Origin of the sequence: Asticcacaulis sp. (assembly GCF_027484505.1) — a bacterium.
GTDB lineage: Bacteria > Pseudomonadota > Alphaproteobacteria > Caulobacterales > Caulobacteraceae > Asticcacaulis.
Genome location: NZ_JAIXSV010000007.1, coordinates 1 through 25,950, shown reverse-complemented (window position 1 = coordinate 25,950; position 25,950 = coordinate 1). Strand labels below are relative to the sequence as shown.

Genomic DNA, 25,950 nt, shown 5'->3' with positions numbered 1-25,950 from the left:
CCTTGCGTTCGGCTGTGCCCTTCGCTGGGAGGGTAGGATAGACGCATCTTCGCGCGCGAATGCCGGATTGTGACGGTGCAGGCTATGGACAGGCGCAATTTTCGCCTATATCCAATACCTATATAGAACCTCTACATTACCTTTGAAGGACCTGACTATGGGATCGAAGTCAACCCGTCATTCGCGCTGGCTGGCCTTACGCTGGTTTGTGTGCGCCGTCAGCGCGCCCATACTGTGTACGGTAGGGGTGACCGCGCAGGCGCAACCGGTGGCCACGGCACCGGCGATCTATCCCACGCCACAGTCCCTGACCTTGACCGGACCGGACCTCAAGCTGGGGACGTCGCTGCTGCTGGTGCGCGGTGATAAGGTCGATGCCGAAACGGAGGCATTGGTGCGCCGGGTCCTGACGGCTGCGGGAGTGGAGACCGTTCGCGTGGTTAAGCGCCTGCCGAAGCGCTTTGCGGGCGACTATGCGGTGATCGGCACGGTCAACGACGCTGAGGTCAAGGCGGCGCTCAGCGTGACGGGCGCAGCGGCCCCCACACGTCCCGAATCCTATCTACTGACGACGCGCCAGCAGGCTTCCGGGGCGCTGATCGTGCTGGCGGGTGCCGACAACGACGGCCTCTATTACGCGGCCCAGAGTCTCCGGCAGATTGTGGCGCAGGGCCGCCTGCCGGCGCTGACGATCAGTGACTATCCGTCCATGCCGGTGCGCGGCACCATCGAAGGCTTTTACGGCAAGCCGTGGAGCATGGCCCAGCGTGCCGCCCACATCGAATTCCTGTCGGGCCTGAAGGCCAACACCTATATCTACAGCCCCAAGGATGACGTCTATGCGCGCGACAAGTGGCGCGAGCCCTATCCGGCGGAGACGTTAAAAGACCTTGGCAGCCTCGTGGCGCAGGCCAACCGGCAGCATGTCAACTTCGTGTATGCCGTCTCACCGGGGCCGTCCATCTGCTACAGCGACCCGACCGATCTGGCGCATATTCGTGCCAAGTTCGCGGCCCTGCGCGGCGTTGGTGTGCGCAGTTTCTACGTGGCGCTCGATGATATCGAGTATAAAAAATGGAACTGTGCGGCCGATGAAGCGGCCTTTGGACCTTCGGGTGAAGAGGCGGCGGCGAAGGCGCAGGCCAGCCTCCTGAACGCCGTGCAGGCCGATCTGGCCGCCAGCGGGCATGGCGAACTGATCATGGTGCCGACGGAATATTACGATGCCAAGGTCTCGCCCTATAAGACCGCTCTGGCCGCGGCGCTTGATCCACGCGTGGTGATCCAGTGGACGGGGACCGATACCGTGCCGCCGTCGATTTCGGTCGCCGATGCGCGCAATGCCACCAAGGCTTTCGGGCGCAAGACGCTGTTGTGGGACAATTATCCGGTCAATGATTTTGGCGAATCCGCCGGTCGTCTTCTGATGGCACCTTATGCGCGGCGTGAGGCCGGCCTGTCGGCGGAGCTGAGCGGCATCGTCTCCAACCCGATGAATCAGGAGGTGGCCAGTCGCCCGGCGGTGACGGGGCTGGTGGCCTTTGCGTGGAATGATCAGGCCTATGACGCCGAACGTACCTGGCGGGCGGCGGCGCGTGATCTGGCCGGGAATGATCCGCAGGTGACGCAGGCGCTTCTGACCTTTTTCGATACGCAGCATCTGGCACCCACCTTTGGCAATCAGCCGTGGCAGGCGCAAGCCCCGCAACTGAGGGCCGCCATCAACCGCGTGCGCGATGCGCTGGCGGGTTCCGATATGACAGAGCGTCAGGCGGCGCTGAGCGCCCTGTCGCAATGGGCCGATGATCTCACCAATGCGCCCGACCGCATCCGCACTGGGGTTACGGATAAAGGCTTTGTCGAAGAAGCCGCGCCGTGGCTGACGGCTACCGCCTTGTGGGGTAAGGCTCTGCGCCTGACCGTTGAGGGGCTTGAGGCCGCCGATGCCCAAACGGCCGCGGATCGCTTCGCGGCGGCGCAAGGCCTGGCGGCCGAGGCCTCAAAACTGCGCACCATACCCGGTGCTACGCGCCCCGAAGGCCCCATCAGGATCGCCGACGGCGTACTCGATGTGTTTATCACTGAGGCCCCAAAGCTGGTCTATTGGCCCTGACTATCCTTTTACAGGCGGTGACGTAGATGCAGGCTAACGCCGTGCGGCGCTCCGGTCGTGACCCACACCGCGTCGTAGCGGACCTTGAAACTGAAGGCGTTCTTCATAATTCGCGATGAACCTCAAAAGCAAGATCCCCAAATGTCACTTTCGGAAGCCACAATCCTTTGTGTTAAAGGCAAAATCAGGGATTCAAGCTGTTCGATGAGGCGGGGCTTTACCTGCTGATTAAGCCCTCTGAATCGAAGCTTTGGCGATTCAAATATCACATCCACGGCACGGCTTTGAGGCTGCGCACCTCGATCACCTCACTGGGTTCGCCCGGCGGGTGAAACAGGTCCGCGGGCGTGTTGATACCGATCAGAAAATGCTTCGTGAGGTCCAGTCCAACGTGCGGGATAATGAAGCTCTTACCTTCTGCTGGCTCGATTTGGCCGTAGTGGCGGGTTACCTGTCCGGACGCGTAAGTATCCAGGTGAGTGCTTCGATCTGTTCCTTCAGGGCGGCGACCTCCGTTGTCAGTTCGCCAATCGCTTCGGCCTCCGTGGCAGCGGGTGGTGGACCGACCTTATCCGCCTGAACCCGCTGCATGGCCTCCAGCATGACGCCGATAAACAGGTTGAGCACGGTAAAGGTCGCCACCAGAATGAAGACGATCATGAAGGGAATGGCGGCGGCATGGGTGGCCGCCAGACTGCGCGCCATATCGGCCCAGCCTTCGAGCGTCATGATCTGAAACAGGCTGAACAGGGAGGCATCCAGCGTGCCGAACCACTGCGGGTGCGTGGCCCCGAACAGCTGGCTGGCCATCACCGCCGAGACGTAATAGATGATCACCAGTATCGCCCCGATGGACCCGATACCGGGCAGGGCCGCCACTATGCCACCGATGACGCGTCTGAGGCTGGGGAAAACGGAAATCAGACGCAAGACTCGCAGCACCCTGAGGGCGCGCAGGACGCTGAAGGCGCCTGCGGCGGGCAAAAGAGACACGATGATGATGCTCGCATCAAACAGGTTCCACGGGTCGCGGAAGAACCGCCAGCCCTGCGCAAACAGACGCAGACACAATTCCAGCACAAAGACGGACAACAGGATCTGATCAATGGAGGACAGAAACGCGCCGACCGAGGTCATGATGGCGGGATAGGTCTCCAGCCCCAGAACGATCGCGTTGAGAATAATCAGCGTGACGACCGTCGCGGTAAAGGCAGGGTGTTCGATGATCGTCAGGACCTGACGCCGTGCGGACCTGAGCGTCATGAGTTGTGGCCTCCCGGTTTGTGGGTCTTGATGAGGGAAATAAGCACACCGGCGGCAATCAGGCCCAGCGTCACCCCCAGAGAGATATTGGCAGGAAACTTCTCCAGCCCCATGGCATCGGCGATAAAGGTCTTCGAGCCAATGAAGATCAGCACGATGGCCAGGGCGGGCTTCAGATAGCGGAAGCGATGGATGATCGCCGCCAGCGCAAAGTACAGCGCGCGCAGACCCAGAATGGCGAAGATATTGCTGGTGAAGACGATAAACGGGTCCAGCGTGATGGTGAAGATGGCCGGCACGCTATCGACCGCAAAGATCAGATCGACAAATTCGATCAGGGCCAGCGCGACCAGAAGCGGCGTGGCATAGGTGCGCCATTTGCCGGTTTTGGGATCAGGCTGACGGGACAGGAACTTCTGTCCGTCGAGACCGGCGCTGATCGGAAAGACGCGCCGCATCAGCTTCAGCAGCGGATTGTTGCCGATGTCCGGGTGCTTGTCGCCGACAAACAGCATCTTAATGCCGGTGAAAATCAGGAAGACAGCAAAGACGTACAGCACCCAACTGTATTGCGACACCAGCGTGGCCCCCAGCGCGATCATGATGCCGCGCAGGACGATAACGCCCAGTATCCCCCAGAACAGCACGCGGTGCTGATAGAGGGGCGGGATGGCAAAATAGGTGAAGATCAGCGAGATAACGAAGACATTATCAAGCGCCAGAGTCTTTTCGACGATAAAGCCCGTCAGGTATTCCTTACCGGCCTGATCGCCCAGTGACCACCACACCCAGCCGCCAAAGGCCAGTGCAATGGCGATATAGAAGGCCGACATCCACAGACTTTCGCGGATGCTGACCTCATGCGTCTTGCGATGCAGAATGCCAAGGTCAAAGGCCAGAAGCGCCATAACGATGCCGATGAAACCGGCCCACATCCACAGGGGCTTGTCCATCACCGGCGTGACAAGAAACTCCATCATGCGGATCGATCCTGTTCATCAGAAAAGCGGGCATTGTGGGGGCGCGCCGGATGCTGACGGGCATAGAGGGGCATGAGACCATCGAGATTGAGCGCCACGATCTGGTTCATTTCGCCCTTATCGAGCCAGACGCCGCGGCACTGCGGGCATTTGTCGATCCGGACGGGTCCGTGAGTCTTTTCCTTGAGCGGTATCTGGCAGTCGGGACAGCAGCGCAGGGGCATGGGGTCGCCTGTTTGGAATGAATATCAACCTGCCCGTTCTAGCGCACCCCCATGCTGCATTTCCGTTGGGAAGTCTGGCCGATGGCGCTGTTTTTCCGCCGCGTCATTTTTACGGCGCGTTTACAGCCCGGCGGCACGAAAACAGCGATCTCAGGCCCCGTTCGATACAGCGCCTTGGCGCATCGGCACGCTAGGGTGAAGGGGCTCAAAACGAGAGCGACCCCTCAAAGGAGATGACAATGCAACCCCGCGGCCACTCCCGCGACCTGTTCAATGGGAGCGGAGCCACCACCCGAACCCTGACCATGGACGGCGATCTGCGCCGCTACATGATGGGCATATATAACCGTATGGGTCTGGCCTTGCTGATCTCAGGCGGTGTGGCCTTTCTGGCGGCGCAGTCACCCGATTTCATTAATGCAGTCTACGTCATGTCCGGCGACCGCATCAGCGGCCTGACCGGCCTCGGATGGGGTCTGGCCTTTGCCCCGCTGGTGATGGCTATGGTCTTAGGCTTTGGCGTAATGCGCATGAGCCTCGCCACGGCGCAGTTCAGCTTCTGGGTCTTTGCCGCCATTATGGGCCTGTCGCTGACCTCGATCGTGCTGGCCTATACCGGTGCCTCTATCGCCCAGGCCTTTCTGATCACGGCGATCACCTTCGGCCTGACCAGTTTCTGGGGCTACACCACCAGGCAGGACCTGACGCGTTTCGGCGGGTTTCTTATGATGGCCGTCATCGGCCTGATCGTCGCCAGCCTTGTTAATCTGCTGCTCCAGAGTTCATGGCTGCAACTGGCCCTGTCGGCCCTGGGTGTGCTGATCTTCACCGCGCTGACGGCCTATAACACCCAGCGCCTGAAGGGCCTGTATTACGATCTGTCCGATCAGGGAGAAACCCGCGGCAAGATCATGATCCTGGGGGCCCTGTCGCTCTACATCAACGTCATCAACATCTTCACCAGCCTGCTGCACCTCACCGGTGAGCGGCGATAACCGGGAGAGACGACCATGGACTATGATGATTTCTACTTCGACGAAACCGGCAACCCCTACCGCGAGCGCCGCTCCCGCCGGGCCGCCGAACGCGAAGAAGATATCCTGATCGACACTCTGAGTTTTCGCTCCGCACGTCGCGAGTCCCGTAAGCGTACCGAGCGCATGAACAACAGATTACTGCGATAAAGGGATCGGTTCCCGCGCCATCGCCCCCCCCCCAGCGCAGGGAACCGTTTTCGCCCGGACCGATTGACTTACATCGGATCACGGGCCGTCCAGCGGTAGGAGAGACCGCTGCGGGAAGCCGCCGGGCTGGTGCACCGGCGGCTTCCATTTTTTTGATGGGTCGCCTCTCACGGATTTCGCCCGACAGTTCTCCTATCCTTTCGCCCCAAACCGATTTAGGCTCTGCCTCATGCGTCTGCCTCCGTTTCTGGACACTCCCCCCTTGCCGGTGTTACGGGGCCAGCCTGCCCTGTGGCAGGAAGGGCTGCTGAGCCTTGTCATGGTCTTTGCGGCCGCCTGCATCAGTTACATCCTGATGCAGTCCGGCTTTCCCTCGCCTGAGGCATTGAGCATCCTGTTTGTCCTGCCCGTTCTGGCGGCGGCCATCTTTCTCGATCTGCGGCTGGCGCTGGTGACGGTGGCGCTCAGCGTCATCACCTACAATCTGGTCCTGCTGCCGCCCTTCTGGACCTTCGACCTGACCAACCCGCAGGCGGTGGCCAAGATCGTCGTGCTGCTCATCGTTACGCTTGTGGTCAGCGCTCTGACGACGCGCCTGCGCCGCATCACCGGCGAAAGTCAGGCACGCGAAAACGTATTGAGAGGGCTTTATCAACTCAATCAGGACCTTGTCGGCAAAACCACCGTCGCGCAGGTGCAGGCGGCCAGCGAAGCCTGCCTGAGTGCCCTGACCACCGTGCCCTGTCAGATCTGGTACAAGGATGTACCCGTCGATGACCCGCTCTTGTTCGAAGCGGCGCAGGAAGGCGCATCTGCGGGGGCCGGTCAGGTGCTGGCGCCGCACGATCCGCGCCTGATCCTGCCCCTGATCGACGGCGAAAAGAGGCTGGGGGTGCTGGTCTTTACACCGCAAGATCATGCGCCGTTTCCGGTCGAACGCTTCCCCCCCAGCCTGCTGCCGACCCTGGCCGCGCAGGTGGCCAGTGCCCTCAGCCGGGCCGCCCTGACCGAAGCCCACGAACAACAGGTGCGTCAGGCCGACCGCGAGCGCTTCATGAGTGCCATGCTGTCCTCATTATCGCACGACTTCAAAACGCCGCTGGTCGGCATAGTCGGCGCGCTGGAGGCGCTGGAGGGCCGTGTGGACACCGACGCGCGGGAGATCGTCAATGATGGACTGACCGAAGCCCTGAGGCTGAACCGCTATGTGGTCAATCTGGTCGAGATCAGCCGCCTTGAGGCCGGTGTGCGGCCACGCAGTGAGCCCCTGCACATTCGCGACGCCATCTCAGGGGTCTTGCGCACCCTGCGCCCTATGATCGGCCGGCAAAAGTTTCGCGTAAATGTCGAAGCGGGGTTTCCGCTTCTGAACCTCAATGCTTCGCTGTTTGACCTTGTCCTGCTGAACCTGATCGAAAACGCCATTAAATACGGCCCACCCGAAGGCGAGATCACCATTGATGCCCGCGTCACTTCGGACGGTGTTGACATTGATGTCGATGATGAGGGGGGGGGCATTCCGCCGCCTCTGCGTGAGCCGGTTTTTACCAAGTTTTACCGTGCCGTAGAAGGCGATCGCAAGATTGCCGGCACGGGTCTGGGACTTTACATCTGCCGCGAGATCGTGGCCTCTTACGGCGGGCGTATCGAGGCTATAGACCCACCCGACGGCACAGGGGCCTGTATGCGTGTCTGGTTGCCGACGGCGGCGACGCTGCCTCTGGCGACCTTTGAGGAGGAGACGGAATGAGCGGTTTGCAGCCCAAGGTACTGGTCATCGAAGACGACCCGCAGGTGCGCAAGTTTCTGACCATCACCCTGACCTCTCACGACTATACGGTCATCCCGGCCGAGACAGGGCGCGAAGGCATTCGTCTGGCGACCTCGGTCAAACCGGACGCGGTGCTGCTGGACCTCGGCCTGCCCGACATTGACGGCACGGAGGTCATCGGCTCAATCCGTAGCTGGTCCAAAATGCCGATTCTGGTCGTGTCCGTGCGCGATCAGGAAGAGGAAAAGGTGAAGGCGTTTGATCTGGGCGCCAATGACTACGTCACCAAACCCTTTGGCACGGCGGAGTTAATGGCACGCCTGCGGGCATCCTTACGCGACTCCATCGTCGCTTCCGCCGAAGATACGCGGGTCGAAGTCGGCGACCTCTGTATCGATCTGGCGGCTCACAAGGTGTCCGTCCGCGACAATCCGATCAAGCTGTCGCCCAAGGAGTTTGCCCTGCTGAAGGTTCTGGCCACACACGCCGGAAAACTGCTCACCCACAAATACCTGATGCAGAAGGTATGGGGAGACGCTCAGGCCGACGACAATCAGTATCTGCGCATCTATATCGCGCAGTTGCGCCAGAAGCTCGAAATTGACCCGGCGCGCGATCAGTTTATCGTTAATGAGCCCGGCATTGGCTACCGGCTTGAGGCCCCGTCAAAGACGACCTGAAACTCAGGCCTGCTGCGCGCGCAGGCGCTCGTACAAAAGCCGCGTTTCCAGAAGATTCGAAATGCGTAAGGCCACTTCGATGACGTCGAAGGGTTTCGCCACAAAGTCCTTGGCCCCCAGAGACAGGGCGCGGCGGCGCGCCTGAAGCGTGGTGTCCGCCGTAAGCACCAGAACCGGGCGGTATTCATCGGCGCGTTCGTGGCGACCAAAGGCTTCGAGAAGCTGAAACCCGTCCACTTCCGGCATCATCAGGTCGAGAAGCACCAGATCGGGCGCGAGGTCGATATAGGCCTGCATGGCACGGGCCGGGTCGGTAATACCGTGCACATCATTATAGCCTTCGCGCTTCAACAGCGCGATCAGCAGCAGCACATTGGCCTCTTCGTCGTCGATGACGAGGATACGACGTGACAGAAGGTCTCCCGGTGCGATCAGGTGTCCCGGCATGGTCGTGGTCTCAGTCCTCTGGTTTATCGGGGGTAGAGGGTGCCGCTGGCAGGGTGAACCAGAAGCGCGCCCCTTGCGCCGGGGCCTCATAGCCAATTTGTCCGCTCATGGATTCCACGAGGCGCTTGGATAGGGCCAGCCCAAGACCGGTGCCTTCGACGCGCGTCTTCGATTGCTGGCCCAGCCGGTCAAACGGCGTGAACAGGCGTGAGGCCGCCGACGGGTCGATGCCTTCGCCATCGTCTTCGACCTCGAGGCGGATGTCGTCGCCCCTCCGCCCATAGGCCAGACGCACGCAGGTGCCGGTACGGTTATATTTGGCCGCATTGGCAATCAGGTTCAGAAGGACCTGAATCAGCCGCCGCCGGTCCGCCTGGGCGATCAGGCCGGGCTCGGCCGCCTCAAGCTGGAAGGTCAGCCCGCCGGTGGCCACAATCGGCGCGGCCAGCGCGTGCACCTCCTGCACCACGTCGTCCAGATCGACCGCTTCAATCGACATATCGGTCGCCCCGGCTTCGATGCTGGAAATATCGAGCAGGTCGTTGATCAGCGACAGAAGATGCCGTCCGGCCTTCATAATCTGCTGTACGGCGGCCCGGTGCGGCGGCGACAGCGTCTCTTCATCCAGCTCCAGCAACTGCCCAAAGCCCAGAATGGCGCTCATCGGCGTGCGCAGTTCGTGGCTGGTCCGCGACAGGAATTCGCTCTTGGCCAGATTGGCGGCGATGGCGTCCTCACGCGCCATGCGCAGTGCCTCTTCGCTGCGGCGGCGTTCGGTCATGTCGCGCGTCACCTTGGCAAAGCCGCGCACCTGACCATTATCGTCGTGCAGGCTGGTGATCACCACATTGGCCCAGAAGCGTGAGCCGTCCTTACGCAGCCGCCAGCCCTCGTCTTCGACCGTGCCGCGATCGCGCGCCCGTTGCAGCATCTGGGCGGGCAGAAAGTCGCGTGTTTCGTCGGGGTAGAAGTGGCTGAAATGCTGGCCCAGAATTTCCGGCGCCGTCCAGCCCTTGATACGCTCAGCCCCCAGATTCCAGCTGGTCACCACGCCATCGGGATCCAGCGCAAAAATGCCGTAGTCACGCACCTCTTCGATCACGAGGCGGAAGCGTTCCTCGCTTTCACGCAAGGCCTGTTCACGGCCGCGCAAAAGCGCACTGGCGCGCGTCAGCCGCTGCGCCAGTCGCCCGATCTCATCGGCGTCCTGCGGCAGGTCGTTCAGCGCTTCCCCCTGCGCCAGCCGCTCGGCATTGTCCTCAAGATTGCCGATACGGCGCACAATGCCCGTCGAGAACAGATAAACGGCCGCCAGACTGCCCAGAAGGCCGACAATGGCGCTGATGGCGGTCAGCAGCAGGAAGCGGTTGCGCACCTGTTCCACACGCCGCAGTCTTTGATCGAGAAGCGCGTTTTCGCGCACCTGAATGCGGTCGATTTCCTGTCGCATGGCATCAAGCACGATCTTGTTGGACACCAGCGCGGCCTCGATCTCAGCCGTGTTCCGTTCGTTGCCTAGCCGCCCATCGGCCAGTTCGACAATGGTGTGCAGGCCTTCGCGTTTGCGCACGGCCAGCGAGCGGATGCGCTCAAAACGCTGACGGATTTCGGCGTCGCGAATGATGCCATCCAGCCTGTCAAAGGTTGGCGGCAGATCGGCCTCGGCCTTGCGATAGGGCTCCAGAAACCGCGCCTGCCGCGTCAGGACATAACCGCGCACCCCGGCGGCGGCTTCGGCCAGAAGGGCATGGACCTGATAGGTGTCGCGCTGCACGGCGAAGGCGCGACGCACATCGTCTTCGGCCTCCTCCTCGGCGTGGCTGGCCTGAAACAGCAGGCTGAGCGACACCAGCAGTATGGCCAGCGGCAGGGCCACCACCACCAGCCCCTTGAGCGCCAGCGGCCGGTCAGCCCAGAATCGGGTTAGGAAACGCGTCAGATTCATATCTCACGCCCCGCCGGCAGATGCCGCGCCGCCAGCACCGCCGCCTGCGTGCGGTCTGTGACCCCCAGCTTGGCGATCAGACGCTCGACATGCGCCTTGACCGTCGCCGGACTGATGCCCAAGGACCGCCCGATCTCCTTATTGGTCATGCCTTCAGCAATCAGGTGAACGATTTCGCGCTCGCGCCCGGTCAGGCTGGACAGGGCGGCCGGGTCGCGTTCAATCGGTTCCGGCGCGCGCATGGCGGCGCTGACCAGATCGAGCGGCAGGGCCGTCTGCCCCTGTGCCACGCGCACAATGGCCGCTTGCAGATCGTCAATAGCCGTATCTTTCAGGACATAGCCCGCCGCGCCCGCCGCCAGTGCCTCACGCACATAGGCGGGCAGGTCGTGCAGGGTGAGCATCAGCACACGCGCCGACAGCCCCAGGGCCGCGATGCGCCGCGTCGCCTCAAGCCCGTCCATATCGCCTTTCAGGCGCACATCCATCAGCACCACGTCCGGACACAAGGCCTCGGTCAGGGCAATTGCAGCCGGTCCATCGGCGGCTTCGCCCACCACGCTGAACCCGCTGCTGGTCAGCACGGCCTTCAGCCCCTCACGCGCCAGGGCGTGGTCGTCAACAATCAGGATGCGCAAGGGATCGGCGGTCAAAAGGATACACTCACAAGGGTTGGGGCAGGTGGGCGGTGACGCTGACGCCTCCGGGGCCGGCCTCCCACAGGAGGTGTCCGCCAATGGCCAGCATACGTTCGTGCATCACTTCGCGCCCCACATGCATGCCCTGCTGTGCCTCCGGGCCACTGGGCTCCGTGTGACTCAGGCCACGCCCGCCATCGCTTATACGCAAGGTGATGCCCGACGGCGCATCGGCGCTTAAGCTCAGGGTGACCGGGCAGGGGCCCCCGGCGTGCTTGCGGATATTGCTGACGGCCTCCTGCGCCACCCGAAAAAGGGCAGTTTCGACGGCGGAGGACAGGGGCATGGCCCCCTTGGGCACGTCAAAGGTCACGGCATAACCGTCCGTCTCCAGGGCCTCGGTCAGATAGCGCAGGGCGGCGCGCAGGCCCAGATCATCGAGCAGGGTGGGTCGCAAACCGCCAATAATGGCGCGGATTTCCTGCACCAGCTCGCGCGCAATCTGGGCCAGACGCACCCGCTGTGGCCCGGGGACGGGTTCCTGCGCGCGATCGGTGCCGCCTTCGAGCAGGCGCACCAGCGCCGTCGCGGTCTGGGCCACGCCATCGTGCAGTTCATGCGACAGGCGGCGGCGTTCGTCTTCCTGCGCTGTAAACAGCCGCCCGACGACGTATTCCAGCCGCTGTTCACGCTCACGCAGGGTGGCGGTCAGGCGACCGCGTTCGGCCTCACGCTCGATGCGGCTGGCGGTGGCCCCCATCAGTTCCAGAACGAGCCGCACCGCTTCACGGTCCTCGGTATCCGCAATGTCGCTCAGATCGGCGAAGCCGTCGATAATGACGAAGGCGAAGGGGGCCGTAGCCGTCCCCTCGCTCTGACCCGGTGCGCGCAGACCCAGCCCCGGACCCTGTGGCGCGATAGACGCCCGGCCCCGCCCCAGAAAATGCGCCAGTCGCCCGGCGCAGGTCTGAAGCACGGTCTCGACCGTGGTCATCTCGGCCAGCGCCAGCTCACCCCCGGCCTGCGACAACAGCCGCAAACGCGCTGCCCGCGCCTCGGCCGCGCGATAAAGCTCGCGCAGCTCGGCGACGGTTTCAATCTGCGCAGACAGCAGGGGGGAGGCGCTTTCCATTACCCGTCTCTATACCGGGAAAGCCCAGTTGTGCATAGGCCATCCGGCCTAGGCCGCAAAGCGCGCCAGTCGGCGGATGCGCTGTCGTCCTGTTTGCCTCTACCTTCTCCTCACGAGCCGCAACGAGACTGGCGGCGTTTGAAGAGGAAAGGTACAACACGATGAAGAAGATGAACCTGAAAGCTGCCTGTCTGGCTCTCGCCCTGCCGCTGGCCTTTGCGGGTGCCCCGGCACTGGCGGCGGGTAATGCCGCCCAGATCAGCCCGGCCGTCTATGCCCCGATCACCGTGGCCGAAGTCGAAGCCGCCCAGAAGGCCTGGGGCGAAGCGCTGGTCGCCATTTCGACCGAAAATGACAAGAATGGCTACGCCGCTGCCAAGCGTCTGGCGGAAAAGGTGCTGGATAGCGCCTATGGCTATAATTACGGCCCGGTGCTGTTCAAGCCGACCCTGACGATGGCTCCGCAAACCTTCCGCACCACCCGCGACGGCGCGCTGGCCTATTTTGTCGGCGGCGACACCAAGTTCCCGAACGACAAGGGCTTTGCGCTCAAGAGCTGGCGCGGCTTCAAGATCGACAATGCCGGTATCGTCATCACGGGCGACAGCGCCATTTCGATGGGCAATGTCACCCTGACCGACGCCAAGGGCAATGTCACTGTGGTGGACAAGACCTGGGGCTATGTCCGTGACGGCGAAGGCAAGTTGCGTATCGTTCTGCACCACTCTTCGCTGCCCTACTCGGCTAAGTAATACCCCCCCCTTTTTACTTAAGCCGTGTGCAGGCGGGTCAGGCGCTGACCCCCCGTCTTCTGACCCGCCTGCGTCTTTTTTCTTTCAAGGTCCCTTTGATGTTTCGCATAACCCGGCTGGTGCCGCTCGCTTTTGGTTGTCTTGTGCCTTTTGCCGCTCAGGCGGCGAGCGAAGACACAGCGGTCTGGGGTGGCCTGCATTCCCAATTCAAGCTGAATGACCGCGTCTCCGCGACGGTGGAAGTGCAGAAGCGCTTTAACAATGACGCCTCGCGTCTGGGACAGTATCTGATCCGCCCTAGCGTTAGCTATGCTTTCAGCCCGACCACGCGCGGCGCTCTGGGGTATGCCTTCGTGCAAACCAACCCACCGGGGCCCGCCAAGACGGATGAACACCGTCTGTGGCAACAGGCGACCTATCGCGTGGCCACCTTCGAAGGCGGCGCTGTTGTAAACGGACGCACGCGACTGGAGCAAAGGTGGATCGACGGGCGGGATGATACCGGCTGGCGTCTGCGTCAGCAGCTCCGGTTCAGCCAACCGCTCACACAAAAAGTCACCGGCGTAGTGTGGAGTGAGGCCTTCTGGGCGATGAATACCACGGATTGGGGCCAGCGGGAGGGCCTTGAACGTTGGCGCAACAGCGTGGGCGTGTCCGTGCCGCTGACCCCCCGGCTGACCCTTGAGCCTGGCTACATCCATCAGTGGGTGCGCCGTCCCCGCGAAGACGCTGTTGACCACATTCTGAGCCTCAGCCTGACGGCGCAGTTTTAGAGCGTATTTCGTTCATTCTGAATCGAAATAGCGCTCTAAATTTTTGGTTTAACGCGCTTTTTTATCCGAAAAGTGCATCACACTTTTCGGAAAGCGCTCTAAAGGATTTTCGTATGAGTGCCCTGCATCTGGCCGTCATGGTCGCTTTTTTCTTCCCACCTTTCGACTCGATTCCGGTCGAAAACATGCGCCTGTCCAAGGGATTGGCGAAGCTTGAACCGGCGCATTTTGCACGCCGTGCCCTCATCAAGGGTGATCACCTCGACGATGCGATTCTTCTGTCTACCGTGAAAGCGACGCGTAAGCCGGGGCCGGCAAACGGGGCCTATATCTGGGACGGCCACGTTCAGGTGCGCATAGACCGGCAAACGGGTCAGGCGCGCTGGGAGGTCTGGCACGACCTGACCTACAGCGGGGCGCGCCGCGAGATATCGGAGGTGCGCTATCAGATCGGCGATCGCCTCGTGAAGGTCAAACCGAGCACGGTGACGCATTGGATCGACTACTGCCCGGCGTTTGAAATGCCCGGCGAATGCAGTCAGTTCACCCGCGTGGTGTTCGAGGTGCCCGAAGAGGATATCCGCGCCATGGCCCAGTCCTATCAGCCACAATCGCGCACGCCGTGGCTTATCCGCCTGAAAGAAGCCCGTGGTGAGGATGTGACGATCGGCGTGGCCCCTGCTGAGGTGGCCGGTGCGTGGCAGGCGCGCTATGCGTTGAATTAAGCTGCAATTGCAGACTTGTAAATGTGCATACTATTCTGACTACCATGAAGTGTGGTGAGTGGGGCGAAAACTTGCAACGCCAAGAGGTAGTTCATGTATTGTTACGCGGACCGGCAGCGTAGCAGTCGAGATCTATATTAAGCTCGCCAAACAGATTGAGGTCATTATTCGCCAGTTGGGTTATCCAACCAAAATCCCATGACGCAAACAGACCGTTGTGGGGTTCCCGTGTCCGTCCCAGAGCCTAAAAAAGTGGGCGTTTAAACGTGAGACCGGGCACCATGTCGGGCCGAGCCATAGGCTATCATAAAGAGCCATTGTTACGCTCCCGACGGTCTGGGCTTTAAGAGGGTGGACGATGTGGGTGCTATCGTATTTGCGCCCAAATAATACCGAAAAAATCTTATGGTTGAAATCAGGGGAGGCGCTTGAATTATGGTTCCATTAAAAAATCATTTCACTCTAATATATTAAATTTAATGAATGTTTCAAAAAAGGAGAGCTTGCTTTTCGGCATGAAGCTCTAAAAAAACCGCCCTGTCTTGAGACAAGGGCGGCCAGTGAGACGCATCAACGGGGAGCCGAAGCGTCAGGAAGGATCAGTTTGCTTGCGGCCAGCCATCGGAGAGCTGACGGCGCACGGTGGCGATGTCGGGCGCGTCTTTCCAGCGGATGCCGATGTCGCGGTGTCTGGCCCCCGGTCCGGTCGAGCCGCTTTCAAAAAAGCGCGAATCCTGTGGGTGGAAGACGGCGGTCTTGGTGCCGTCGCGCGCCGTGCCGCCCATGCTGGTCCAGTGGTCGGGGTGGATGTGGGCGTCCATTACGCAGTCGATAAACAGGGCCTGCCCCACGGCGTTGGGATCGGCATAGCGCCCGTCCGGGAAGGTGGTCGTCGGGTGCCAGGGCCGGGCCAGCGCTACCGAGCCGTCGGGTACACCGGCTTCACGCGTCAGGCGCGACCGATAGACGACGAGGCCGATGGGCTGGCTCAGGGGGGTGGAGGGGGCCAGCAGGAAGGAATGGAACTCTCCCGGCGGGGTGGGCGCGCCGCGATTGCGGGTGCGCAGTTCGCTGTCTTCGATCAGCAATTGCCCGTTGCCGAAGATGAAGTCGATATTGCCGGCGATCACGCTGTCGCGGACAATGGCGCGCTTGCCATTGGCAAACAGCGTGTCCTGATAGCCGAGCATCGCGGTCTTGCGGAACAGGACGCGGTCGCTGTCGATATCGAGCAGCACGGCGACACCCTGCGAATTTTTGATCTTCTGCGGGTCGTCGCTAAGTCGCGCGTCGTTGCTGAGGTAGTCGAAGGTGTTTTCAACCGTCAGCCCCTCGACCGTCACCTGATCGGCATTGACGGTCAGGGTCGCCGAGCCGGGCGTGCCCCAGTTGCGGCGGTGGTATTTGCCCGCCGTTTCGGCCACGGCGTTAAAGTGCAGGCGCGTGCGTTGCGTCCCGGCCCCTTTGAGGCGCACCTTCGGGCGGCTGATCGTCACCTTTTCATAATAGTCACCCGCCGCCACGTCGATCACGACCCAATTGTCGCTGGTGTCCTTTTGCGCAGCGTCGAGCGCGGCCTGCACCCTTGTGAAACAGGCCTTTTGCGTACCGCAGTCCGGGCGCACGTTGAGACGGGTGGCGGCCTCGGCGGGGAGGCTCAGCGCCGCAAGGGTCAGACAGGCGACGGCGCTGGCGAGCAGGGTGGGGCGTACAGACATGAGACCTCAGTGTTCGGACAGGAAACCATCCATCAGATCGACAATACGGCTGAACCACGGATCGAACAGCCAGATGTCGTGCGGGGCGTTGTCAAACGCGGTGTAGCGATAGGCGATGCCTTGTGCTTTCAACTTGGCCTCAACGCTTTCGTGCCCAGCGGTAAAGCGCGTGAGGCCGCTGCTGATCACCAGGGTCGGCGGCGAGGCGGCGCTGACGTGCTGAGCCGCGCTGGCTTCGCGCCAGCGGTCGGGAACCTTTTCCATCGCGCCGCCCAGCCACCGCCCGGCGGCAGAGGTGTCTCCCGCGGCGTTTTCGTATTGCAGGGCCAGCGGCGTGGTGAAGTCGAGTACGCCGTCAATGTCGATCAGGGCGCTGACCTGCGTGTCATCGCCCGCGCGGCTTTTGTAGAGGGGCGTGTCCGCCGTATAGGCGAGAAGCGCGGCCATCTGCCCGCCGGACGAGGCGCCGCCAATGGCCAGCCGCTTAGGGTCGATGCCAAAGGTCGTGGCTTGCCCCTTGACCCAGACGAGGGCGTCATTGACGTCGATCAGACCCGCCGGGTAGGGGGCTTCGGGTGACAGGCGAAACTCAGGCAGAAAGACGGCATAGCCGCGCTGCGCCAGCCGGGTGGCCAGAGCGTAGAAGTGCGATTTATTGCCCGACCGCCAGCCGCCACCGTGCACCAGCAGGATACCCTTGCCATTGGCGTGCCCGGCGACCGGCAGGAAGACGTCGATATGCAGTTCACGCCCGCCGATGCTTTTATAGCGGCGGTCAAACAGCACCTTTTGCCCGCTCTGGAACTCGGCCACGGGCCAGCCTATGCCCGCATACTGATCCTTATAGCGCTCAAACCGCTGCGAGACGGTGTAGCTGTCATCCACGGGGATCAGGTCGGCGGCGAGGGCGGGGGTCAGGAGCCCCAGACCCAGCACGGCGACGGTAAGGGCGGGCAAAAGCCGCATGGTTTACTCCTGTAAAGGCGGCCACCGACGGGTGCCAGTGGCCGCTTTATTTTATCAGTACTTATAACGCAGGCCCACAATCCACTGCGCCCCGGTGTGGGTGTATTCGCGCGTCAGATCCATATCGCCCGTATCGCCGGTGCCGTAGATGCGCTCTACTTCGTCGGTGATGTTGATGCCCTCAAAGGTCAGCGTCAAGCGCGGCGTGACGTTGTAGAAGGAGGCAAAGTCCACGTGGGTGGGGCCGTATTTGCGCTCCTGCACGTGACCATTGCCGCCCGGTTCGCTGAGCAGATAGTCGTCGCGCTTGTTGACCGACAGGCGCGCCCCGAAGGTCTCGGTGTCGTAATAGACGGTCAGGTTATAGGAGTTGGGCGACAGGCCCGTGGAGTCTTCGGCCGACACGTGGGTGTAGTTGGACGCAACCCCCAGCTTCGACCACGGCCCCGGCAGGAAGGTGAACGGCTGGTTATAGGTCAGCTCGAAGCCCTTGACGCTGTTGCCCTTGTCGCTGTTGACCGGGATGGTGAAGGTGTAGGGCACCTTGGCCGGATCAGCATTGTAGGAGGTGTCGTACAGCGGGTCGGCATAGATGGCCGGCCAGAAGGACGGGTCGATCATCTGTTTGACCACATCCGTCTTCAGTGAGCGCACAATGTCCTTATGGAAGACGGTGAAGGCCAGAAGCCCCTCATTGCCGAAATACCATTCGACGCCTAAGTCCACATCGTTCGATTCATAGGGCTTCAGCGACGGGTTGCCGACATTGCCCACGGTGCGCGTGGTGTAGCCGAAGACCGGCCCCGCGATATTCAGCGAGCTGAGGCCCGGACGCGTCAGGCTGCGGCCATAGGAGGCGCGCACCACCAGGTCGCTGCGCACATCCAGCGCCGCATTGATCGAGGGCAGGTAGTTGTCGTAATCGACATTGACCTCAACCGGCGTGCCGCTGACGCGCGCTTTGGAGCTGACCTTGGTCTTGACGTAGCGCAGACCGGCATTGGTGCGCAGGCGCATCCCGGCGATGTCGTATTCGGCGTTCAGTTCGCCATAGGCCCCCAGGGTTTCTTCGCCTACGGTCCAGCCTGCGCCGGTGTTCTCCGTATAGCCGCCCTTGATGATGCCTGCGGCGGCGATGGCGTCGAAATCGGCGACGCGGAAGGGCAGCAGGCCCGGCCCGTCCAGCCCCTTGCCGAAGTTGGAGACGGGGAAGGGACGGGTATAGTTCGACGGGTCGAAGCTGGGTGTCGCACCCAGACCTTCACCATAGCTCACCTTGCGGTCATTATAGCTGAGACCGGCCTTCAGCGACACGTTGTCGGCATTGTAGGTGGCGTCAAAGCGCGAGGTGAAGTTTTCCTTCTTCACCGTATTGATGCGGTTCGAGGCCGTCAGGGCGTTGATATAGTTGCTGGCCTTGTTCGGATCATAGGTGCCGAAGCTGATGCTCGGCACATAGGCATTGCCGCTGTAGTCATAGGCGTAATAGTGCGGCACCGAGCGATAGTAGAAGCGCAGTTCGGTACGGTCGGCATCGTCCACCGCCGAACCGGCCATGGCGTCCAGCGTCAGGCGCTCATTGACCTTGAAGCGGCCGGACAGGACGACCTGATCGAAGGTCGATTGCGAATCCTGACGACGGCTTTCGTACCACGAGGTCACATCGTTAAAGGCGGCGGCGACCAGGGTCTTGCCGTCGGCCCCGATCTTGAACGACAGCGGCGTCTGGCCCGTAAAGTTACCGGCGGTGCCGTGCGTCAGCAGCCACTCCATCGAATTATAGCTGTCGCGGTCATTGGTCAGTTCCGAATGCAGGACGTCCAGCGTGATCAGGGCGTTTTCGGTGGGCTTGTATTGCAGCGAGCCGGTGACACCGATGCGCTTCTGATCATTGCCGAAATAGTCGGCGCGCGGCAGGCGCGGGGCCCACAGACAGTCGAGCGCACTGGCGGCCCCGCAGGCCTTCGGCGTACCGCTTACGGTCGGGTTGCTCTTGGCCCACGAGTCGCCATTGGCGTAGGGCGAGGTCCAGCGCACGCTGGAATAACCTTCCTGATGCACGGTGCGGTTGGAGGCCGCCACGGAGAGCAACGCCCCGAACTTACCGTCGGCAAACGTCCTGCTGACCAGCAGGGCGACGCGCGGATCGGCCTTTCCGTTCAGGGTGTTGTAATTGGCCTGCGCCGAGGCGGAGACAGTGAAGTCGTCGCGGAAGTCGAACGGGCGCGCCGAATAGAGGTTGACCGTACCGGCAATGCCGCCTTCTTCGGTCGAGGCCTTCTGCGACTTTTCGATGTCAATGCGGTTGAACAGTTCGGAGGCAAACAGGTGGAAGTCGAAGGCGCGGCCCGCATTGAGGGTGACGCCGCCGCTGTCGAGGCCGTCGCTGCTGGCCGGGACTTCCATGCCGTTCAGGGTGGTGCGCGTAAAGTCCGGACCAAAGCCGCGCAGGGTGATATTGCGCCCTTCGCCGCCTTCGCGCGACATGGCCACGCCAGGCACGCGCTGGATCGATTCGGCGAGGTTGAGGTCCGGCATCTTGCCGATGTCTTCGGCCACAATGCTTTCGACCGCGTTGGCGGCGCGGCGCTTGATGGCGCGGGCCTTGCTCAGCGAACCGCGGATGCCCTTGACCACGACCACGGTTTCTTCCGGGGCGGCGGCGGGCTCGTCAGAGGCGGTGGTGTCGGCCGCATAGGCGGTGCGGGTGATGGGGATGGCGTTGTCGCGCGCCGCCGGGATCTGCTCAGCCAGCACGATGATGCCGTTGGCGCGGGTAACCGGTGTCAGATTGGTGCCTGCCAACAGGCGTGACAGGCCTTCGCGTACCGGCATATTCCCCTGAACGGCGGCGGTCTGCTTGCCCTTCACGACCTTTTCCGGCGCCATGAGCTGGATACTGGCTTGCTGGGCGAACTGCGGGATGCCGCGTTCGGCCGCCTGTGCCGGGACGTTGAACGACTTGACCGCGTCCTGTGCCTGAGCGGGCACGGCGGAAACCATAAGCAACGTGCCGCCGGCGAGCAGCAACGGGCCATTAAACGCGCGCATAAATGCATTCGTCATCAGAATTTTCCCTGTAGAAGCGCCCCGTGGTGCGCATTATTATTGAAGGTCCCGATTATTTTGGATTTGGACCTTCCTGAGTTACGATGTCTGGCAAACGGACTTCCGTATGCGGCGCATTTATTTTTTTGCGCCGATCACTATGGCCTTGTCGGTCTTGTGGATGTTCGCCCCGAAGGCTTCGACCACGGCCCCGGAAAAGGCCTCCGGATCATTGGCGCTCAGCCGCCCGATCAGGCGCTCGCGCCCCAGAGTCTCGTCCTCAATCACGATCTGGATGCGGTTATAGCGATTGAACTCCGCCGCCACCTGCGACAGGGTCTTGCCGTTCAGCGCAATCTGCCCTTCGCGCCACGCCAGATCGCTGTCGATGGCGTCGGGGGCGTGGACGATCTTGACCGGCTGATCCTCACGCAGGACGGTGCGTTCCCCGGCGCGCAGCAGGACGGCTTCGCGACCGTCGGCGACCGACCAGGCCTGCACAGTACCCTCGGTCACCAGCACCTCAACCCCGTCAGGGTGTTTCTTCACTGAAAAGGCGGTGCCGACGGCCTTGATGCGGCTCTGACCGGCGCTGACGATAAACGGACGCTGGCGGTTGTGCGCCACCTTGAACCATGCCTCGCCCTCGACCAGCTCGATACGGCGTTCGCTCTCGGCCATGTCGATGCGCAGGCGGCTGTCCGTATTCAGCGCCGCGATCGAGCCGTCGCTCATGGGCAGGCGGCGGATTTCGCCCATATGGGTTATGGCCTCGTCCTGCCGCAGGGCAAAGACGACCAGAAGACTGGCGGCGATCAGCCCGCCGCCGGCCGCCGCGGCGGTCAGAAACCGTCGCCGTGAGGGCAGAGGAAACAGACTGGCGGCCTTGTCCTGCCACTGTGCGGACGGCCCCAGCGCCTGCGCGCGTGACAGGCTGTGCCAGCCGGCCTCCGCGCGCAGCAGCGCCCCGCGCCGCCGCGGATCACCGGCCAGCCATGCGTTCAGCGCCGCCGCGTCCTCCGGCGAGAGCGGACGTGGCTTGACCGCCCACAGACTGGCGGCGCGCTCGATCTGCTCGCTAGTTTCGACCGGCGTCGGTGCCACGCATAAACTCCTTTCGGGGCTGGAGACGGGGTTCGTCTTCGGCCATTGCCTTCATGATCAGACGCAGCGCCTTGGCGGCGTCATTTTCCACCATATGCTCACTCAGGCCCATACGGCGGGCGATTTCCTTTTGCGGCAGACCTTCGATCTTGCGCATTTCGAACACCCGACGGCAGCGCGCGGGCAGGGTGGCGATCACCCGCTTCAGACGCGCCAGATCGGACCGGGCAACGCTGACCTGCTCCGGCGAGGGCAGGTCGCTCATGACCTCCAGCCGGTCGATCTCGTTCACGCTTTCGATGCGCACGATGCGCGCCCGCCGCAGCCGCATCAGAGCGATATTGCGCGCCACCGTAAAGAAGTAGGCGCGCGGCGAGGTGATGTGCTCGATATGGCTCAGTTCCGCCATGCGGCAGTAGGATTCCTGAAGAATATCCTCGGCGTCGTCACGCCCCAACCGGGCACGCATCAGCCACGCCCGCACATCCGCCTCATGAGGCAGGATCTGCGAAGCCACCCAGTGAATGATGTGATCCGGCGCGGATTCCATTCAGGCCTCCCGATACTATGATGCCTGAGCGGACGACTTCCGTAAATTTTTGTTTGGCAATGACCGAAAGGCACTCTGCCCCAGTTGCGGCCTTGTAGGCCTGTACGCCGCTCACTGAGCGCGTAGGAACCGCCCCTTTTGCTGAGATTACCGTTTGACAACGATTGCGCGCGGGCCTATTGGCCGCGCGCATTCTTGTTTCCACGGGTTATCCTACCCTTTGGAACAAGCTTATCAGGAACCTAAACCCATGCCCGACGACAGTCGTCGATCCACATTGCCGCACGGACCGCGCATCGGGTAAACGGGTTTCCGGCTTACCGATACCGGCCTTTGCGGCCTCAGTATCAAAGGTAAGCCGATGGTCTTCTTTTTCGAAGATAGTCAGGGCGCGCGCCCGCTCGTGCGTGCGTCCCGCGCCGACCGCTACGGTGTGTCACTCCCCGATATCGCCGCCTTCCTGCTGCTGGCCGGCGCGGCGGTGCTGGTTTTTCATGGCGCATCCGCCATGGATCAGCCGCTGTCTCAGCTAAAGTCCACACCCGTCACGCTCGATCTGGCGCAACTGCCGGAATATGCCCTGCGCTCGACTCTGCGCATGTTTGCGGCGCTGGCGGCGTCACTGGTCTTCACCTTCACTGTCGCCACTCTGGCAGCCAAGAGCCGCCGCGCGGCCCTTCTGATCATTCCGGCGCTCGATATCCTTCAGTCCGTCCCGGTTCTGGGCTTTCTGACCTTTACCGTGACCCTGTTCATGGGCCTGTTTCCGGGCAGCCAGTTGGGGGCCGAAGCCGCAGCCATCTTCGCCATCTTCACCAGTCAGGCGTGGAACATGGCCTTCAGCGTCTATCAGTCGCTGACTACCGTGCCGACGGACCTCGATGAGGTCAGCCGTCAGTTCGGCTTTTCGCCGTGGCGGCGCTTTATCCGGCTGGAACTGCCCTATGCCATGCCGGGGCTGGTATGGAACATCATGATGTCGATGTCGGGCGGCTGGTTCTTCGTCGTGGCCTCGGAAGCCATTACGGTGGGCGATACGCACCTGACCCTGCCGGGGATCGGTTCGTGGCTGGCTCTGGCCATCGACCGGGCGGATTTCGGGGCCGTCGGCTGGGGCGTGTTCGCCATGGGGCTGGTCATTCTGCTCTATGATCAGCTCTTGTTCCGGCCGGTCGTGGCCTGGGCGGATCGTTTCCGCTTTGAACAGACGGCGTCGGGTCAGGCCCCGCGCTCGTGGGTGCTGGACCTTCTGCGGCGCTCGCGCGGTCTGGCGCGGCTGGGTCAGGTCCTGCGGCAACCCTTTGTGTGGCTCGAAGCCCGCTGGCCCGCGGCCACTCCGCGCCGCATCAGCCGCCCGACCCGCCGGGCCCCGTCGCCGCTGGGGGATGCCCTCTGGGCCGTCGTTCTGGGTGTCGCCTGCCTGTTTGCTCTGTGGACGCTGGGGCACTATGTGGCCGCGCATCTAAGCCTCAACGACATTGGCTTGGCGTTTGGTCTGGGCAGCCTGACCCTGCTGCGGGTGGTGGTGCTGATTGCGCTGGCCAGCCTGATCTGGGTGCCGGTGGGCGTATGGATCGGTCTGCACCCGGTGTGGGTCGAGCGGCTTCAGCCTCTGGCGCAGTTTCTGGCGGCCTTTCCGGCCAATGTGCTGTTCCCCTTCGCGGTCATGCTGATCGTCGGCCTGCACCTCAATGCCAATCTGTGGCTGTCGCCGCTGATGGTGCTGGGGACGCAGTGGTACATCCTCTTCAACGTCATTGCCGGGGCCAGCGCCATTCCGGGCGACCTGAAAGAGGTGGCGCAGATGTTCCGTATCCGGGGCTGGCAATGGTGGCGTCAGATCGCCCTGCCGGCGGTGTTTCCCTACTATGTGACCGGGGCCCTGACGGCTTCGGGCGGGTCGTGGAACGCCAGCATCGTGGCCGAGGCCGTGGACTGGGGCCATACCCACCTCGAAGCGGCGGGCCTTGGGGCCTATATCGCCCGCGCCACCGCCGCGGCCGACTATCCCCGCGTGGTGCTGGGCATCGCCGTGATGAGCCTGTTCGTCATCGCCTTTAATCGCATCGTGTGGCGCCGCCTCTACGTCTTCGCCGAACGCCGCCTGCGTCTGAACTGATCTTAGAGCGTTATCACGCTCTAAATTCTTGGTTTAACGCGCTTTTTTAGCCGAAAAGTGCATCACGCTTTTCGGCAAGCGCTTTGAGGGAAGGAGCTTTCCCATGACCCACACCCAATTCACCCCCGCTTGCCCTCTGGTCGAACTGCGTCAGGTGTCGCACGTTTATGAAAAGGGCAAATCCACCGGCCACACCGTGCTGGACAAGGTCGATCTGACCCTGAATGCCAATGAAATCGTCGGCCTTCTGGGGCGCTCCGGCTCCGGTAAATCAACCCTGCTGCGCACCGTGGCGGGCCTGATCGAGCCCAGCGAAGGCACGGTCCGCTTCCCCTCTGCGTTGGACGGGCAGGCGAATGTCGGCATGGTCTTTCAGAGCTTTGCCCTGTTCCCGTGGCTGAGCGTGCTGCAAAACGTCGAGGTCGGCCTTGAGGCGCAGGGCGTGGCTCCGGCGATGCGCCGCGAACGCGCTTTGAAGGCCATCGACCTGATCGGACTCGATGGGTTTGAAAACGCCTACCCGAAGGAGTTGTCGGGCGGGATGCGTCAGCGCGTCGGCCTGGCGCGGGCTCTGGTCGTCGATCCGGATATCCTTTTGATGGATGAGCCCTTTTCGGCGCTCGACGTGCTGACGGCGGAAACCCTGCGCACCGATCTGCTCGACCTGTGGTTCGAAGGGCGCACGCCGCTCAAGTCGATCCTGATCGTGACGCACAATATCGAGGAGGCGGTGCTGATGTGCGACCGCATCCTCGTCTTTTCGTCCAATCCGGGGCGGGTGGTGGCCGAAATCACCGTCGATCTGCCGCAACCACGCGACCGTCTGGACCCGGCCTTCCGCGCGCTGGTCGAGGATATCTACCGCCGCATGACTACGCGCACGCCCAAAGCCCCGGCGCAGGAAGGCCTGTTTGCGGGGATGGGCATGGCCATGGTCCTGCCGCGTGTCTCGACCAATATTCTGGCCGGTCTGATGGAGGCGCTGGCCGGGTCGGCCTATGCCGGCAAGGCCGACTTACCGGCGTTGGCGGCTGAGCTTCAGTACGAAGCCGACGAACTCTTCCCCATTACCGAAGTGCTGCAACTGCTGCGCTTTGCCGAACTGGAAGGCGGGGACCTGCTGCTGCTGCCCCCCGGTCAGGCCTTTGTCGAGGCCGATGTCGATGGCCGCAAACATCTGTTCCGCCAGCAGTTCCTGACCCATGTGCCGCTGGCCACCCATATCCGCCATGCGCTCGAAACCGGCGGTGAGGCGGGGCTGAGTGCGCGGCGCGTGCGCGACCAACTGGAAACCCACATGTCCGAAACCTTCGCGCAGCAAACCCTGCGTTCGGTGGTGCAGTGGGGCCGTTATGCCGAAGCCTTCGACTATGACGAAAAGGCCGATCGTTTCAGCCTTGAGGACGTGGTGTAAGCCGTTTAGGGAGGGGGCTCATCTTACAGACAGGAGTCCCCTCATGGCCTTGACCCTCTACGGCATCAAAAACTGCGATACGATGAAGAAGGCGCGCCTGTGGCTGGAAGGGCAGGGGCAGGCCTATGCCTTTCACGACTATAAGGTCGCGGGCATAGATGAGGCGCATCTGAAGGACTGGTCTTCGAAGGTTGGCTGGCAGGTTCTGCTCAACAAGGCGGGCACGACCTTCAAGGCTCTGCCCGAAGCCGACAAGGCCGACATTAATGAGGGCAAGGCCATCCGTCTGATGCTGTCCAATCCGTCGATGATCAAACGCCCGGTGCTGGATAAGGACGGTACGATCACCGTCGGCTTCAAGCCGGAGGTCTATGCGGCCTTGTTTGCGTGAGGTCAGAGGGGGG

General features: G+C 62.3%; 23 protein-coding genes. 11 read left to right on the top strand and 12 right to left on the bottom strand.

The genetic code is table 11. The features are described 5' to 3' along the window. Window positions 1-157 precede the first annotated feature (157 nt). The gene (locus Q0072_RS00425; RefSeq protein WP_298324161.1) at window positions 158-2,113 is read left to right on the top strand and encodes a beta-N-acetylglucosaminidase domain-containing protein; all 1,956 of its coding nucleotides are present in this window, start codon (window positions 158-160) and stop codon (window positions 2,111-2,113) included. Window positions 2,114-2,560: 447 nt separating this feature from the next. Here the strand turns inward: Q0072_RS00425 and Q0072_RS00420 are convergent, their stop codons facing one another. From Q0072_RS00420 to Q0072_RS00410, 3 genes are read right to left on the bottom strand one after another with little or no spacing between them, the layout of a single operon-like run. Beyond that, entirely contained in the window at window positions 2,561-3,376 is an 816-nt protein-coding gene (locus Q0072_RS00420) for an ion transporter (protein ID WP_298324158.1), read from the bottom strand. Continuing rightward, window positions 3,373-4,353, bottom strand: coding sequence for a TerC family protein (locus tag Q0072_RS00415; protein ID WP_298324183.1), 981 nt, complete (start codon window positions 4,351-4,353; stop codon window positions 3,373-3,375). The genes Q0072_RS00420 and Q0072_RS00415 overlap by 4 nt, the downstream gene beginning before the upstream one ends. Continuing rightward, window positions 4,353-4,580 (bottom strand): zf-TFIIB domain-containing protein, encoded by a 228-nt coding sequence (locus Q0072_RS00410; protein ID WP_298324156.1) that lies wholly within the window; start codon window positions 4,578-4,580, stop codon window positions 4,353-4,355. Before Q0072_RS00410 ends, Q0072_RS00415 begins: the two co-directional genes overlap by 1 nt. A 239-nt stretch (window positions 4,581-4,819) precedes the next feature. On the opposite strand from Q0072_RS00410, the gene Q0072_RS00405 reads away from it, so the two are divergent. From Q0072_RS00405 to Q0072_RS00390, 4 genes are all read left to right on the top strand, one after another. Beyond that, window positions 4,820-5,575, top strand: coding sequence for a Bax inhibitor-1/YccA family protein (locus Q0072_RS00405; protein ID WP_298324153.1), 756 nt, complete (start codon window positions 4,820-4,822; stop codon window positions 5,573-5,575). Between the two features lie 15 nt (window positions 5,576-5,590). Next, the gene (locus Q0072_RS00400; protein WP_298324151.1) at window positions 5,591-5,764 is read left to right on the top strand and encodes a hypothetical protein; all 174 of its coding nucleotides are present in this window, start codon (window positions 5,591-5,593) and stop codon (window positions 5,762-5,764) included. Window positions 5,765-5,993: 229 nt separating this feature from the next. Next, window positions 5,994-7,514, top strand: coding sequence for an ATP-binding protein (locus Q0072_RS00395; protein ID WP_298324148.1), 1,521 nt, complete (start codon window positions 5,994-5,996; stop codon window positions 7,512-7,514). After that, complete coding sequence (locus Q0072_RS00390) at window positions 7,511-8,215, top strand: response regulator transcription factor (protein WP_298324146.1); 705 nt, start codon at window positions 7,511-7,513, stop codon at window positions 8,213-8,215. The genes Q0072_RS00395 and Q0072_RS00390 overlap by 4 nt, the downstream gene beginning before the upstream one ends. A gap of 3 nt (window positions 8,216-8,218) precedes the next feature. On the opposite strand, the gene Q0072_RS00385 is transcribed toward Q0072_RS00390, so the two are convergent. Genes Q0072_RS00385 through Q0072_RS00370 form a run of 4 tightly spaced genes read right to left on the bottom strand, consistent with a single transcriptional unit; the run spans window position 8,219 to window position 12,377 of the window. Further along, the gene (locus tag Q0072_RS00385; protein ID WP_298324143.1) at window positions 8,219-8,662 is read right to left on the bottom strand and encodes a response regulator; all 444 of its coding nucleotides are present in this window, start codon (window positions 8,660-8,662) and stop codon (window positions 8,219-8,221) included. Between the two features lie 10 nt (window positions 8,663-8,672). Then, complete coding sequence (locus Q0072_RS00380) at window positions 8,673-10,607, bottom strand: ATP-binding protein (RefSeq protein ID WP_298324140.1); 1,935 nt, start codon at window positions 10,605-10,607, stop codon at window positions 8,673-8,675. Next, window positions 10,604-11,260 carry a response regulator transcription factor gene (locus Q0072_RS00375; protein ID WP_298324138.1) on the bottom strand — a complete coding sequence of 219 codons (657 nt, stop codon included), beginning with the start codon at window positions 11,258-11,260 and terminating at the stop codon, window positions 10,604-10,606. The genes Q0072_RS00380 and Q0072_RS00375 overlap by 4 nt, the downstream gene beginning before the upstream one ends. A 10-nt stretch (window positions 11,261-11,270) precedes the next feature. Continuing rightward, a complete protein-coding gene (locus tag Q0072_RS00370) occupies window positions 11,271-12,377 on the bottom strand; it encodes a histidine kinase (RefSeq protein ID WP_298324134.1) in 1,107 nt (368 codons plus the stop codon). 161 nt (window positions 12,378-12,538) lie between these two features. On the opposite strand from Q0072_RS00370, the gene Q0072_RS00365 reads away from it, so the two are divergent. The 3 genes from Q0072_RS00365 (at window position 12,539) to Q0072_RS00355 (ending at window position 14,627) form a co-directional block, all read left to right on the top strand. Further along, complete coding sequence (locus Q0072_RS00365) at window positions 12,539-13,129, top strand: phosphoribosyl-AMP cyclohydrolase (RefSeq protein ID WP_298324131.1); 591 nt, start codon at window positions 12,539-12,541, stop codon at window positions 13,127-13,129. A 98-nt stretch (window positions 13,130-13,227) separates the two neighbouring features. Beyond that, window positions 13,228-13,902 carry a DUF2490 domain-containing protein gene (locus Q0072_RS00360; RefSeq protein ID WP_298324128.1) on the top strand — a complete coding sequence of 225 codons (675 nt, stop codon included), beginning with the start codon at window positions 13,228-13,230 and terminating at the stop codon, window positions 13,900-13,902. 113 nt (window positions 13,903-14,015) lie between these two features. Next, window positions 14,016-14,627 carry a hypothetical protein gene (locus Q0072_RS00355; protein ID WP_298324125.1) on the top strand — a complete coding sequence of 204 codons (612 nt, stop codon included), beginning with the start codon at window positions 14,016-14,018 and terminating at the stop codon, window positions 14,625-14,627. A 599-nt stretch (window positions 14,628-15,226) separates the two neighbouring features. Here the strand turns inward: Q0072_RS00355 and Q0072_RS00350 are convergent. The 5 genes from Q0072_RS00350 to Q0072_RS00330 form a co-directional block, all read right to left on the bottom strand. Beyond that, window positions 15,227-16,345 (bottom strand): pectinesterase family protein, encoded by a 1,119-nt coding sequence (locus Q0072_RS00350; protein WP_298324122.1) that lies wholly within the window; start codon window positions 16,343-16,345, stop codon window positions 15,227-15,229. 6 nt (window positions 16,346-16,351) lie between these two features. Then, the gene (locus Q0072_RS00345) at window positions 16,352-17,311 is read right to left on the bottom strand and encodes an alpha/beta hydrolase (RefSeq protein WP_298324119.1); all 960 of its coding nucleotides are present in this window, start codon (window positions 17,309-17,311) and stop codon (window positions 16,352-16,354) included. A 54-nt stretch (window positions 17,312-17,365) separates the two neighbouring features. After that, window positions 17,366-20,377 (bottom strand): TonB-dependent receptor, encoded by a 3,012-nt coding sequence (locus tag Q0072_RS00340; RefSeq protein WP_298324117.1) that lies wholly within the window; start codon window positions 20,375-20,377, stop codon window positions 17,366-17,368. Between the two features lie 120 nt (window positions 20,378-20,497). After that, a complete protein-coding gene (locus Q0072_RS00335) occupies window positions 20,498-21,463 on the bottom strand; it encodes a FecR family protein (RefSeq protein WP_298324115.1) in 966 nt (321 codons plus the stop codon). Continuing rightward, window positions 21,438-22,013, bottom strand: a complete 576-nt coding sequence (locus Q0072_RS00330) for a sigma-70 family RNA polymerase sigma factor (RefSeq protein WP_298324113.1) — start codon at window positions 22,011-22,013, stop codon at window positions 21,438-21,440. Before Q0072_RS00330 ends, Q0072_RS00335 begins: the two co-directional genes overlap by 26 nt. A gap of 361 nt (window positions 22,014-22,374) precedes the next feature. Here Q0072_RS00330 and Q0072_RS00325 point away from each other — a divergent pair, with 361 nt between their 5' ends. The 3 genes from Q0072_RS00325 (at window position 22,375) to Q0072_RS00315 (ending at window position 25,937) form a co-directional block, all read left to right on the top strand. Then, window positions 22,375-24,132, top strand: a complete 1,758-nt coding sequence (locus Q0072_RS00325; protein ID WP_298324111.1) for an ABC transporter permease subunit — start codon at window positions 22,375-22,377, stop codon at window positions 24,130-24,132. Window positions 24,133-24,235: 103 nt separating this feature from the next. Beyond that, window positions 24,236-25,546 (top strand): nitrate/sulfonate/bicarbonate ABC transporter ATP-binding protein, encoded by a 1,311-nt coding sequence (locus tag Q0072_RS00320; protein ID WP_298324108.1) that lies wholly within the window; start codon window positions 24,236-24,238, stop codon window positions 25,544-25,546. A 43-nt stretch (window positions 25,547-25,589) separates the two neighbouring features. Beyond that, complete coding sequence (locus Q0072_RS00315; protein ID WP_298324106.1) at window positions 25,590-25,937, top strand: ArsC family reductase; 348 nt, start codon at window positions 25,590-25,592, stop codon at window positions 25,935-25,937. Window positions 25,938-25,950: the final 13 nt, after the last annotated feature.

Bases quoted from the DNA above. Each gene is read 5' to 3' on its own strand.
- Q0072_RS00425 (WP_298324161.1), top strand. From the start codon at position 158: ATGGGATCGAAGTCAACCCGTCATTCGCGCTGGCTGGCCTTACGCTGG.
- Q0072_RS00420 (WP_298324158.1), bottom strand. From the start codon at position 3,376: ATGACGCTCAGGTCCGCACGGCGTCAGGTCCTGACGATCATCGAACAC.
- Q0072_RS00415 (WP_298324183.1), bottom strand. From the start codon at position 4,353: ATGGAGTTTCTTGTCACGCCGGTGATGGACAAGCCCCTGTGGATGTGG.
- Q0072_RS00410 (WP_298324156.1), bottom strand. From the start codon at position 4,580: ATGCCCCTGCGCTGCTGTCCCGACTGCCAGATACCGCTCAAGGAAAAG.
- Q0072_RS00405 (WP_298324153.1), top strand. From the start codon at position 4,820: ATGCAACCCCGCGGCCACTCCCGCGACCTGTTCAATGGGAGCGGAGCC.
- Q0072_RS00400 (WP_298324151.1), top strand. From the start codon at position 5,591: ATGGACTATGATGATTTCTACTTCGACGAAACCGGCAACCCCTACCGC.
- Q0072_RS00395 (WP_298324148.1), top strand. From the start codon at position 5,994: ATGCGTCTGCCTCCGTTTCTGGACACTCCCCCCTTGCCGGTGTTACGG.
- Q0072_RS00390 (WP_298324146.1), top strand. From the start codon at position 7,511: ATGAGCGGTTTGCAGCCCAAGGTACTGGTCATCGAAGACGACCCGCAG.
- Q0072_RS00385 (WP_298324143.1), bottom strand. From the start codon at position 8,662: ATGCCGGGACACCTGATCGCACCGGGAGACCTTCTGTCACGTCGTATC.
- Q0072_RS00380 (WP_298324140.1), bottom strand. From the start codon at position 10,607: ATGAATCTGACGCGTTTCCTAACCCGATTCTGGGCTGACCGGCCGCTG.
- Q0072_RS00370 (WP_298324134.1), bottom strand. From the start codon at position 12,377: ATGGAAAGCGCCTCCCCCCTGCTGTCTGCGCAGATTGAAACCGTCGCC.
- Q0072_RS00365 (WP_298324131.1), top strand. From the start codon at position 12,539: ATGAAGAAGATGAACCTGAAAGCTGCCTGTCTGGCTCTCGCCCTGCCG.
- Q0072_RS00360 (WP_298324128.1), top strand. From the start codon at position 13,228: ATGTTTCGCATAACCCGGCTGGTGCCGCTCGCTTTTGGTTGTCTTGTG.
- Q0072_RS00355 (WP_298324125.1), top strand. From the start codon at position 14,016: ATGAGTGCCCTGCATCTGGCCGTCATGGTCGCTTTTTTCTTCCCACCT.
- Q0072_RS00350 (WP_298324122.1), bottom strand. From the start codon at position 16,345: ATGTCTGTACGCCCCACCCTGCTCGCCAGCGCCGTCGCCTGTCTGACC.
- Q0072_RS00345 (WP_298324119.1), bottom strand. From the start codon at position 17,311: ATGCGGCTTTTGCCCGCCCTTACCGTCGCCGTGCTGGGTCTGGGGCTC.
- Q0072_RS00340 (WP_298324117.1), bottom strand. From the start codon at position 20,377: ATGACGAATGCATTTATGCGCGCGTTTAATGGCCCGTTGCTGCTCGCC.
- Q0072_RS00330 (WP_298324113.1), bottom strand. From the start codon at position 22,013: ATGGAATCCGCGCCGGATCACATCATTCACTGGGTGGCTTCGCAGATC.
- Q0072_RS00325 (WP_298324111.1), top strand. From the start codon at position 22,375: ATGGTCTTCTTTTTCGAAGATAGTCAGGGCGCGCGCCCGCTCGTGCGT.
- Q0072_RS00320 (WP_298324108.1), top strand. From the start codon at position 24,236: ATGACCCACACCCAATTCACCCCCGCTTGCCCTCTGGTCGAACTGCGT.
- Q0072_RS00315 (WP_298324106.1), top strand. From the start codon at position 25,590: ATGGCCTTGACCCTCTACGGCATCAAAAACTGCGATACGATGAAGAAG.